Genomic DNA, 11277 nt, shown 5'->3' on the forward strand with positions numbered 1-11277 from the left:
CGGAAATATGCGGCCAATTTGGCGATGAGTGGACTGATGTTCCATCATCGTGACTGCACGTCAGTTTTCGGTGTGCATCAGAGGGAAACGGGGGCTCCGGGGGGTCCCCCGTTCACACCGGCCCGACTCCGCAGGCGAGTTCCGACTCTCGCCGCGTCGCGCCGTGATTCCCGTTCCCGTTCCCGTCATCCAGGCAAAGGCTCATGTCCGCCCAGCAGCTCTCGGACCTCATACGTTTCGCGCGCCACAACTCGCCCTACTACCGGGACCTCTACGCGTCCCTGCCACCGCACGTCGACCGCCTCGCCGACCTGCCGGTGGTCGACCAGCAGGACTTCTGGGCGGCCAACGCCCTGCACGACAGCCGTGTGCTGACCGGCCCGCTCAGCGAGGCCACGGTCTACAAGACCGGCGGAACCACCGGGTCCCCCAAGTTCTCCGTCTACACCCGTGACGAGTGGCGCACGTTCGTCACGGCCTTCGGCGAGGGGCTGGTGGACACCGGTCTGCGCCCGGGGCACCGCGTCGCCGACCTCTTCTACGCCGGCGAGCTGTACGCCAGTTTCCTCTTCGTCCTCGACTCGCTCGCCCACGCGCCCGTGGACAACGTCCGCCTGCCCATCGGCGGCGGCGCGCCGCTTGAATCGACGATCCCCGCGCTGCGCGATCTCGGCGCCCAGGTACTGACCGGCACGACCACCACCCTGTGCCGGCTCGCCGAGCAGGTCGTCTCGTCCGGTGTCCGGCTCGGTTCGGTGGAGTTGCTCCTCTTCGGCGGCGAGGCCCTCTTCGACGACCAACGACGCCTGCTGGCCGCCGCGTTCCCCGGCGCCGAGGTCCGTTCCGTCGGATACGCCAGCGTCGACGCGGGCCTGCTCGGCCGCCCGGTGCCCGGCCCGGACGCCCGGGTGCACCGGGCCTTCGCCCCGTACGCCGTCGTCGAGATCCTCGACGACTCCACCGGTGAACCCATCACCGAACCGGGGCGGCCCGGCCGGGTCGTCGTCACCAGCCTCTTCCGCCGCCTCATGCCGATCATCCGCTACCCCGCCGGCGACCGGGCCGAGTGGACCGGCACCGGCCCCGGTCACTTCAGGATCCTCGGACGCGCCGAGGAGGGCGTGCGCGTGGGCCCCGTCTCCCTCTACACGCAGGACGCCCAGGACGCCGTGGCCGCGGCGGACACCGAGGGCCGCGTGGTCGGCATGCAGCTCGTCGTCCGCCGCTGGGACGGCCGCGACGGGCTCGTCCTGCGGCTGGCGACGGCCCCCGGTGAGGACGGCCGCGAGGCACTGGCCGAGGCCGTCGTCACGGAGCTGGAGACCGTGCGGCCGCTGTATCCGGACAGTGTGCGGGCCGGGTTCGTGCACCCGCTGTCCGTGGAGTGGGCGCGCCACCGCGACCTCGCCGTCAACCCGCGCTCGGGCAAGCTAGTCCGTGTCCTCGACGAGAGGCCGACCGCATGACCGCCCCATCCACGACCGACACGGCCGGCACGGCCGGCACGGAGACGTTGACCGGGCCGCAGCCGGGGACCGGCGCCGACCGCCGGCGCGCTCCGCTGGTCCTGCGCAACCGGGCCTTCGGCGCCGTATGGCTCGGGCAGGTCCTCACCCAGGCCGCTGTGCGCATGTTCCAGGTCGGCGTGTCCTGGTGGATCGTCGCCTACGCCGTGCCCGGGGCCCGGGGGCTGGCCTCGGGGTTGTTCATGGCGGTCTGCACCCTGCCCGCCGTCGCGCTGGCGCCCGTCGTGGCCGGCGCCGTAGCCCGCATCGCACACCGCTCGGTGCTGCGCACAGCGGCCGCCGTGGCCGGGGCCTGCTCGGCCGCCCTCGCGCTGTGGGCGTACGGCGGCGGCCTGCCGCTCGCCACCGTGTACGCCGCCGGTCTCGCCCTGGCCACCTGCCAGGCGTTCTTCGACCCCTGTCTGACCACCTCGGTCCCGGAGCTCGTCGACGATGCCGACATCGAGACGGCCACCGGCTTCGAGCTGTCCACCCAGTCCCTGGCCGGCCTCTCGGGAGCGCTGCTCGGCGCCCTGGCCGTCGACCGGGCGGGGGTGGCCGGGCTGGCCGCCGGCTGTGCGGCCGCCTACCTCGGCGCCGCCGTGCTCGTCGCGAGCGCCCGGTTCCGTACCCTCGCCGGGGACAGCACGGTCGGCGCGGACGGCGCGGCGGCCTCGCCGGGGAGGCGACCGCTGCGCCGCATCCTCGCCGAACTGCCCTCCGTGCGGCGGATCCTGATCTGCTTCACCGCGGCGAACCTGTTCACCGCCGCCGTGTTCGTCGTCATCCCCCTCTACACCCGGTCGGTCCTCTTCGGCGGCGGCGGTACCGTCGCGCTGCTGGAGGCCTCCCTGGGCACCGGTGCGCTCGTCGGCGCCTTCACCGGCACCCGCGTGCCGGGACGGCCCACGGTCGCCGGCGCCTGGTGCCTGGGCCTGATGGCCCTCGCTCTGGCGCTGCCGGGTCTGTTCGCGCAGCGCCCGGTCGTCGCGGGCTGCCTGGCCGTGGCCGGCTGGTGCGCCGGGGCCGTCAGCGTGCGCTTCGTCGCCCTGTTCCAGCGGATGGTGCCGACGGCCGACAAGCCCGGCTTCTTCGCCGTGATGCAGGCCGTCCTGGGTGCCTCCCTGCCGGTGGCGTCCCTGGTGTTCGGCTCCGCCGGTGACTTCCTCTCCCCGCAGACGCTGTGCCTCGTCCAGGGCATCGGGCTGCTCCCGGCGGCCTGCGCGCTGGCCCTGCTCGGGTCCCGTACGCCGGACCCGGCCGTGGCGGAACCCTCGGGAGGAGAGCGATGAGCCCCGTGATCACCCCGGCCGTCCGCGCGGACATCGCCGAACTTCGCCAGCTCTACTACGCCGTCTACGGCCCGCACTACCCCGTGGCCCTCGGCACCGACCCGGCCGAGATGGCCCGGCTCATCGCCGACCCGCACTCCCTGTGGCTCGTCACCCGCTGCGCCGGCACCGGGGCCCTGACCGCGTCCGCCGCCATCCACGGCGAGGCGGGCAGCCGCACCGGCCGCCTGGAGGGCATCGCCGTGCACCCCGAGCACCGCTCGGCGGGCCTGGCCGCCGCCCTGACCGAGGCCCTGTGCGCCGGGATGCTGGACACGGGCCGCCTGGACTCGGTGTACGCGACCGTACGCACCGTCAGCGCCGGTCCGCAGCGCGTCGTCGCCCGCAACGGCTTCCGGCCACTGGGCATCCTGCCCAACGCGGTGGATCTCAGCAGCCGCGAAAGCCTCGCACTCTACGCGCGTCACGCCGCCGGAGTGCTCGACCGCCGGATCCCCGTCACCGAAGTACCGGCCCCGATGCTGCCGTTGCTGCGCACGGCCGGGTCGGCGCTCGGCATCGGCTATCCCGGGGTCAGGGCGGCCGCCGGCCCGCTCCCGGCGCCCGCTCCGCACGCGGCCGTCGAACGGCTGGAGGTGATCGAGGCACCGGCCTTTGTCCGCCGCCGCTTCCGCGAGCGGTTCCCGGGCGCCGGGGGCTGGTTCTATCCGCTGCACACCCCGAACGTGCTGCTCACCCCCGAGGACGGCCGGTTCGAGGTCTACGCCTACCTCAACCGCGCCGGCGGATACGGCTGCCTGCTGACGGCCCACCCCGACCCGGCCGCCGCGGCGGCACACCTCGAACCCGTCACCCGGGCCCTGGCCCGCGCGGGCGCCGGCTACGTCGAGGCCCTGGTGCCGCTCGCCCACCACGAGGCCCTCGCGGCCTTCCTCGCCCAGGGGTTCGTCGCCGGGGCCCTCTACCCGGCCATGCGCGCCGACGGCGACGGCTTCCACGACTACGCCGTCCTGTCCCGTTCCAGTGAGCGGATCGACTTCCGCGGCGTCGCCGTCGAACCACCCCTCCAGCCGTATCTGGACTGCTACGTGTCGGCCTGGGCGTCGGCACACCTGCCCACTTCATCCGAGGTTGCCCCATGAGCCCCACCAGCCCTACCAGCCCTACCAGCCCCACGAACCCGCATCTCGCGCCCGTCTCCGTACCCGACCCGGCCCTGCTGCCGCACGTACAGGAACTGTGCGACCTCACCGATCCGTACGCCTTCGGACCCGCGCAGGACGAACTGTTCGCCGCCGCCATGGCGGAGACCAACGCCTGGCACACCGAGCGCTCCGCGTTCTTCCGCTCCCTGTACGAAGCCACTCCCCCGGCCGAGCCGTACCGTACGCCGCTGGTCCACGCGAACTTCTTCAAGCGGCACGAGGTGCTCTCCATCCCCCGCGAGGACGTCGAACTGCACCTGACCTCCTCCGGTACCACCGGCCAGAAGTCGCAGATGTTCTTCGACGAGTGGACGATCCGCTCCGCCCAGCGCATGGTCGCCCGGATCTTCGAGCGCAACGGCTGGATCACCCCCGACCAGGAGGTCAACTACCTCCTCTACAGCTATGAGCCGGCCCCCTCGCTGAACCTGGGGACCGCCTTCACCGACAACTACCTGTGCGACTTCGCCCCCGTGCGCAGCGTCGCGTACGCGCTGCGCAACACCGGCGGCGACCACGAGTTCGACCCCTTCGGCTGCATCGCCGCGCTGCGCCGCTTCGAGCGGGAGGACGCCCCGGTCCGCATCCTCGGCTTCCCGGCCTTCCTCTTCTTCACCCTGGAGCGGATGCGGGCCATGGGGCTGCCTCCGCTGCGCCTGCCCGAGGGCTCCCTGGTCGTCCTCGGCGGAGGCTGGAAGGGACACGCCGACCGGCGCGTCGAGAAGGAGGAGCTGTACGCGCGCGTCACCGAGCAGCTCGGCATCCCGGGTGAGCGGATCCGGGACACCTTCGGGTCGGTCGAGCACTGCATCCCGTACATCGAGTGCGACCACCACCGGCTGCACGCCCCCGTCTGGTCGCGGGTGACGATCCGCTCCACCCGCACGCTCGAACCGCTGCCCCACGGGGAGCGGGGCTACCTGCACCTCGTGTCTCCGTACATCACCTCGGTACCGGCGCAGAGCGTGGTCATGGGCGACCTCGCCTCCCTCCAGCCCGGCAGCGCGTGCGGGTGCGAGCTGGAGACCCCCTGGTTCACCGTCCACGGCCGTGCCGGGGTGAGCCGCAATCGCAGCTGCGCGGTGGCCGCAGCGGAACTGATGAAGGGAATGGTGTGACCGTGAGCGTGCACCAGCACTACTGGCAGGGCGAGTTCATCGGCGACGAGGAGGCCGGACGCCGGCTGGCCGGGCTGCCGGCCGCCGTCGAGGCCGCGCTCGCGGAGAGCCTGGAGACCGAGACCGTCCTGGCCGCGTGCGACGCCCTCGCCACCGCACTGTGCGACCCCGGCCATCCCGTACGGGCCCGGCTCGCCGCGCACCTGCCCGAGGGCGAGGACCCGGCCGTCCTGGCCGAGCTGGGCGGCCTCCTCGGCCGGCGGGAGCTGACCCGCAAGCTGCGCCGGGAGCTCGGCGGCGCGGCTCCCGGCCGGCTGAACCGGGCGGATCCGCGCGAGACGGTCTACGAGGCGTGGGCGCCCGTCGGTCTGGTCGCCCACGTCGCGCCGGGCAACGCGGCGACGGTCGCACCGCTGAGCATCGTCGAGGGGCTGCTCGCCGGGAACGTCAACGTGCTCAAGACCAGCAGCGACGACACCCTGCTGACCCAGCAGCTGATGGCGGAGCTGGCGGCCCTGGACCCGAGCGGGGCGCTGGCCGCGCGGATCGTCGTACTGCGTTTCCCGTCCTCCCGCCAGGAGTGGCTGCGCCTGATGTGCGCGCCCGCGGACGCCGTCGCCGTATGGGGCGGGGAAGCGGCCGTCGAAGGGGTGGCGGCCCACGTGCCGCCCGGCTGCCGGCTGGTGGAGTGGGGGCACCGGATCTCCTTCGCGTACCTGACGGCCGACGCCTGGTCGGCCCCCCGCACGCTCGACGCCCTGGCCGACGACGTCTGCCTGCTCGAGCAGGAGGCGTGCTCCAGCCCTCAGGTGGTCTACCTCGACACCGAGGACGAGGACGAGCTCTTCGGTTTCGCCGAGCGGTTCGCCGCGGTCCTCGCCGCGCGGCCGCCGGCCGCGGCGGGCGCGCTCGCGGGCGAGCCGGATCCGGCGGAGGCGGCCGAGCTGACCACCACCGAGCTGATGGCCCGGCTGGAGGAGCACCTGGGCCTGACCCGGGTGTTCGCCGCTCCCGACGGCTCGTGGCGGGTCATGGCCGACACCCGGTCCCCGCTGACCGCCTCGCCGCTGCACCGCAGCGTGTGGGTCAAGCCGCTGCCCCGCAAGCGGCTGATCGCCACCCTCCGGCCGATGCGCCGCTATCTGCAGACGGCGGGCATCGCGGGCAGCCCGGCGGACATCGCCGAACTCTCCCGTACCGCCCTGGCCGCGGGCGTCACCCGGGTCACGCCGGTCGGCGCCATGCTGGAGAGCTACGCGGGCGAGCCGCACGACGGGGTCTACGCCCTGCAGCGCTACAGCCGCCGCGTCGCGGTCCAGGCCGATCCGGCCGCCTTCGCCACCACCGCCTGCCTGGACGACCTGGTCCGGCCCGTGGTGCTGCCGCGTCCCGAGGGGCCGCTGCTGGGCAAGGAGGACGTGCAGGAGCCGGCCCGCCGGCTGGGACGGGCCGATGCCGAACTGTACTTCCGCAGCGGCGGCAGTACCGGCGCACCGGCGCTGTCGGTCTTCAGTTACGACGACTACGACACGCAGATGCACGCCGCCGCCCGGGGTCTGCTGGCCGCCGGCTACGACCCGGCCTCGGACAGGACCGCCAACCTGTTCTACTGCGGCGCCATGTACGGCAGCTTCATCAGCTTCTTCTCCGTGCTGGAACGGCTCGGAGGCGTGCAGCTGCCGCTGTCGGCGGGCCCCGACCACCGGGCCACGGCACAGGCGCTGATCGACCACGGGGCCGACACCCTCTTCGGCATGCCGTCCTACCTGTGGCAGCTGCTGCACGCCGAGAAGGAGGCGCTGCGCGCGTACGGCGGCCTGCGCAAGGTGTTCTACGGCGGCGAGCACTTCACCGAGGAACAGCAGCGCACCCTGAAGGACACCTTCGGCATCGAGGCCGTCCGTTCGATCACCTACGGCAGCACCGACCTCGGACCGCTAGGCTACCAGTGCACCGAGAGCTCCGGCGGTGTCCACCACCTGCACGCCGACCTCCACACGATGGAGATCCTGGAGCTGGCCGAGGACCGCCCGGTGGTCCCGGGCGAGACGGGCCGGCTGGTCTTCACCACGCACGCCCGGCGCGGCCAGCACCTGGGCCGGTACGTGATAGGCGACCTGGGCCGGGAGATCCCGGGCCGCTGCCCGTGCGGACGGCACGCGCCGCGCTTCGAGCTGCGGGGACGCACCGGCGACGTGATGCGGGTGGCGACGTACTTCCTGAACCACCGCCGATTCCTGGACCTGGCGGAGGAACGCGGCGGCCACCGGGGCGAGGTGCAGATCCGGCTCGACTCCGCCGAGGCGCGCGAGCGGCTGACCGTGCGGGTGGAGCGGACCGCGACGACGGATCCGGAGCGGCTGCGGGAGGTCTTCCTGGCCGGCTACCCGGAGCTGCGCTCGGCCGTGGCGGAGCGGCTGCTGGATCTGGTGGTCGAGGCGGTGGACGGCGCCTCGCTGAACCGCAGCCCGACCAGCGGCAAGCTCCTCGCCGTGGTGGACGCGCGCGGCTGAGACGAGAGGGGGCGCGGGACGGCCCGACGGCCGTCCCGCGCCCCCTTCGCCGATCCGGCCGTCAGGTCACGGCGCGCCGAAGGTGAGCGTCAGCTGCGGCGTCCCTTCGTTCGCCTGCGCCTCGGAGGACCACAGCCACAGGGCGTCCGTGCCGGTGCTGCTGAGCGCCAGGCCGTAGCTGCCGCCGAGCGCCGCCGCGACGCTCGCGGTGGTCAGCCCGGTGGTGTGCACCGCCGAGCCGTCCGGGATCCCGGTGAAGGTGCCGAGCGCCGGGCCGCCCAGCGCGGGCCGGTTGTTGTAGGTGGTCCCGCCTTCGCTCCACGAGCCGGTGACCGGGAGGACCGAGACGGTGTCCGTGGTGCCGGCGCCGCTCTGCGTGCTCGTCTTCACACTGAGCACGGCCGACTTCAGCACCGTGCCGGCGGGTGCGGCGGGCAGGTCGAAGCGCAGGTAGCTCGCGTAGAAGGAGGTGCCGCGCACCGCGAGCGAGCCCGAGGTGCCGTAGTTGGTGGCGGGCGCCCCCGCGTTGGCGTAGGTGTCCTCCGCGACGGGCACCTGGACCACCGAGTCGGCCGGGGCGGTGGCGAGGGCGTAGTGGTTCTGGACCTGTGCGGCGCTGAGCACCGTGGGGTAGACGGCGGTCTCGTCGAGCCGGCCCGCCCAGTACTCGCTGATCGGACGGTCGGGCCAGCCGCCGAGGCTGTCGCCGCCGGCGTGCCAGTAGCCCGAGAAGTTCTCGTGGGTGGTGACGGCGAGGGTGCCCTTCTGGGCGCCGTCCACGTAGAGGGTCATCCCGCCGGGGCCCTGGGTGGCGACGACGTGGTGCCACTGGTTGTCGTTGTACGAGCCGGGGGTGGTGATGGTGCGGGTGGCACCGGTGTAGACGCCGAAGACCAGCCGGCCATTGTTGGTCATGTAGATGTGCTTGTCGTACTGACTGCTGCCGCGGGTCTGGTTGTTCCCGAAGCCGACGAGCTTGCCGCCCCGGGTGGTGTCGGTCCTGAACCAGGTCTCGATGGTGTAGGTGCTGCCCACGGTCTGCCGCGCGTCCCCGTACACCTGGGTGTCCGTGCCGTTGAAGCCGATCGCCGTGCTCGCGCCGGAGACCGCGCCGGGCGTCTGCCGCAGGGCGGGGGCGTTGAGGTGCATGCCGCTCCGGTTGCCGGCGGCCGAGGAGTCGGCGACGAAGGGCAGGGCCGATTCGTCGTAGCGCCAGTACTGCTGGGCTCCGTCGGCGCGCACCTGGTTCGAGTAGCCCTCCACCGAGGTCGGGACGGTCACGCTCGCCGTCGCGGACAGGGCGCTGGTGTTGCCGGCGGCGTCGGTGGCCGTCACCCGGTAGGTGTACGACTGGCCCGCCGCCGCGGTGGTGTCGGTCCAGGAGGCCTGCGGCCGCTTGAAGAACAGCGAGTCGGCGGTCACCGTGGCGAGCGGCGTGGCCGCGCCGTTCCGGTAGATCCGGTAGGTCAGCGCGCTGTCGTCGAGGTCGAGGCTGGTGCGCCAGCGCACCTGGACCTCACCGGGCCGGAAGCTGACCGCGCTCGCCACGGGCACGGTGGGTGCGCCGGTGTCCCCGGTGGAGGCGAACCGGGTCAGGCTCTGCTGCGCCGCACCGTTGACGGTGGTGAACTCCCCGCCGACCCACAGGTACTGGACGCCGCCCTTGGAGCCGACCGTCATCACGCGCGGCCCGATGCCCTCGCCGATGCCGTCGTTGGTGTCGGGGGCCCAGCCGAGCTTTCCGGTTCCGGTGGTGGGCTGGGCGAGCAGGTGGTGGCGCTGGCCGTCGGGGAACTCGCCGACGCTGGAGCAGTCGTGCGCGTGCGAGGCGCTGTAGAGCACGCTCTGGTAGGGCAGCACGGCCTGGGTGGCGCCCAGGCAGGTGTCGCGCCAGCGCTGGCCGAAGTCGCCGAGGTTCAGGGCGATCCGGCCGTCGAAGACCCCGCCGCCCGTGCCCTCGTTGGCGGTGTAGAAGCCGGTGGCGTCGGTCGCGATGTCCTTGACCACGGAGTTGGTCTCGATGAAACCGGCGTACGACTTGGTGAGCGCGCCGCTCGTCGCGTCGACGACGGCCAGGGCGTGGGTGTTCGTACCGTTGACGGTGAAGAAGTCTCCGCCGAGGATCACGTTGTCGCCGTCGGGGGTGACCTCGACGGCGCGCCCGGGCTCGTCGGCGTCGGCGGTGAAGGGCTTCAGGGAGCCGTCGGCCGCGCCGACCGCGGCGAAGCGCTCACGCGGCTGGCCTGCGACGCTGAGGAAGTCGCCGCCCGCGTAGACGGTGTCGCCGGTGACGGCCAGGGCGCGGACGGTGGCCGCGAAGGCCGGGCGGAAGCCCTGTTTCACCGTGCAGCTCGCCACGTCGACGGCGGCGAGGCTGGAGACGGGGATGCCGTTGACGGCCCCGAAGTAGCCGCCGACGTACAGGGTCGCCTTGTCCGGCGAGAGGGCGAGCGCGCGGACCGTGGCACTGCCCGAGCCGACGGTGAAGGACAGCTCGCAGGAGGTCGGGGCGCCGGTCGCGGCGTCGAGCGCGACGAAGTTCACGGCCGACCGCTCGCTTCCGGATCCTCCCTCGGGCGGGCGCACCGTGGAGAAGGTGCCGCCGACGAAGACCTGGCCGGCCGCCTCGGCGAGGGCCCAGACGACGCCGTCGGGCTGCCAGGTGGACAGCGGGTCCGCGGTGAACGCGACGGGCGGGGTGACCGCGGCCGCCTGCGGGGCGAGGCCGAGGCCCGCCCCGAGAGCGGTGCCGGCCAGGGACAGGGCGAGCGCGGCCGCCGCCCCTCGGGATCTACGCATGAATCCCCCAGTTCGGTGTGCGGTACGGCCGTAGGGTGCGGCCGGACGAGCCATGGCCGAAAACCACCGAACAGCAGTCCACGACCGTGCCTAAGGGCGCACCCTAGAGCGATTCACGGCTCGATTCATCCCACTTGGCGTATCGGATGCGAAAGAACGCCGCCCCGCACTCCTGCCCCCGCCGTCACGCGCGGGGCTTCGCCCGGACGTGCATGCGCTCGCCCTGCCGCCCGAAGAGGCTGAGAACCTCCACCGGCCGCCCGTCCGCACTGCTGAACCAGTGGGGCAGCCGGGTGTCGAACTCGGCGGCCTCGCCGGGGCCGAGGACCAGATCGTGCTCGGCGAGCACGAGGCGCAGCCGGCCCTCCAGCACGTACAGCCACTCGTAGCCCTCGTGGGTCCGCGGATCCGGCTCGCCGCCCCGGTCGGGGATCAGCATCTTGTAGGCCTGGAGGGGGCCCGGGCCCCGGGTCAGCGGGACGGCCGTGCCGCCGTTCGGGAGGGTGCGGGGGGTCAGCCGGACCCGGGGATCACCCACTTCGGGAGCGCCCACCAGGTCGTCCAGGGGCACTTGGTACGCGGCCGCGAGCGGCAGCAGCAGTTCCAGGCTGGGGCGGCGCTGCCCCGACTCCAGCCGCGACAGGGTGCTCTTCGAGATGCCGGTCGTCTCGGAGAGCGCGGCCAGGGTGAGACCGCGCCGGGCGCGCAGCCTTCTGAGCCGGGGGGCGACCTCGTCGAGGACCGCCTGGTGCGGGGATGGCTTGTCGTCCATCGGGCCATTGCACCCGTCCGTCCCGGAAACGGCAACAAGGTTTGCCGTCCGCCACCGGACGGCCGCACCCTCC

The 11277-nt window shown here is 73.2% G+C and carries 7 protein-coding genes; 5 read left to right on the plus strand and 2 right to left on the minus strand.

Annotated features, from left to right (window positions below):
- Positions 1–203: 203 nt before the first annotated feature.
- The 5 genes from ACXNSR_RS04420 to ACXNSR_RS04440 are packed head-to-tail and all read left to right on the plus strand — an operon-like array spanning position 204 to position 7633.
- Positions 204–1466: a phenylacetate--CoA ligase family protein gene (locus ACXNSR_RS04420; protein ID WP_458640821.1), complete on the plus strand. Its 1263-nt coding sequence runs from the start codon at positions 204–206 to the stop codon at positions 1464–1466.
- Positions 1463–2797: an MFS transporter gene (locus ACXNSR_RS04425; RefSeq protein WP_458640822.1), complete on the plus strand. Its 1335-nt coding sequence runs from the start codon at positions 1463–1465 to the stop codon at positions 2795–2797. The genes ACXNSR_RS04420 and ACXNSR_RS04425 overlap by 4 nt, the downstream gene beginning before the upstream one ends.
- Positions 2794–3939, plus strand: coding sequence for a GNAT family N-acetyltransferase (locus tag ACXNSR_RS04430; protein WP_458640823.1), 1146 nt, complete (start codon positions 2794–2796; stop codon positions 3937–3939). Before ACXNSR_RS04425 ends, ACXNSR_RS04430 begins: the two co-directional genes overlap by 4 nt.
- Complete coding sequence (locus ACXNSR_RS04435) at positions 3936–5120, plus strand: LuxE/PaaK family acyltransferase (protein WP_458640824.1); 1185 nt, start codon at positions 3936–3938, stop codon at positions 5118–5120. Before ACXNSR_RS04430 ends, ACXNSR_RS04435 begins: the two co-directional genes overlap by 4 nt.
- Before the next feature lie 2 nt (positions 5121–5122).
- A complete protein-coding gene (locus ACXNSR_RS04440) occupies positions 5123–7633 on the plus strand; it encodes an acyl-CoA reductase (protein ID WP_458640825.1) in 2511 nt (836 codons plus the stop codon).
- 66 nt (positions 7634–7699) lie between these two features.
- Here the strand turns inward: ACXNSR_RS04440 and ACXNSR_RS04445 are convergent, their stop codons facing one another.
- Both ACXNSR_RS04445 and ACXNSR_RS04450 read right to left on the minus strand, forming a co-directional pair.
- On the minus strand, positions 7700–10432 hold the full coding sequence (locus ACXNSR_RS04445; protein ID WP_458640826.1) for a DNRLRE domain-containing protein: 2733 nt from the start codon (positions 10430–10432) through the stop codon (positions 7700–7702).
- A gap of 184 nt (positions 10433–10616) precedes the next feature.
- A complete protein-coding gene (locus ACXNSR_RS04450) occupies positions 10617–11204 on the minus strand; it encodes a helix-turn-helix domain-containing protein (RefSeq protein ID WP_458640827.1) in 588 nt (195 codons plus the stop codon).
- Between the last annotated feature and the right edge of the window lie 73 nt (positions 11205–11277).

The organism is Streptomyces sp. NC-S4 (assembly GCF_054353315.1).

Excerpts from the sequence above, each read along its gene's own strand:
- ACXNSR_RS04420 (WP_458640821.1), top strand. The coding sequence starts at position 204 with ATGTCCGCCCAGCAGCTCTCGGACCTCATACGTTTCGCGCGCCACAAC.
- ACXNSR_RS04425 (WP_458640822.1), top strand. The coding sequence starts at position 1,463 with ATGACCGCCCCATCCACGACCGACACGGCCGGCACGGCCGGCACGGAG.
- ACXNSR_RS04430 (WP_458640823.1), top strand. The coding sequence starts at position 2,794 with ATGAGCCCCGTGATCACCCCGGCCGTCCGCGCGGACATCGCCGAACTT.
- ACXNSR_RS04435 (WP_458640824.1), top strand. The coding sequence starts at position 3,936 with ATGAGCCCCACCAGCCCTACCAGCCCTACCAGCCCCACGAACCCGCAT.
- ACXNSR_RS04445 (WP_458640826.1), bottom strand. The coding sequence starts at position 10,432 with ATGCGTAGATCCCGAGGGGCGGCGGCCGCGCTCGCCCTGTCCCTGGCC.
- ACXNSR_RS04450 (WP_458640827.1), bottom strand. The coding sequence starts at position 11,204 with ATGGACGACAAGCCATCCCCGCACCAGGCGGTCCTCGACGAGGTCGCC.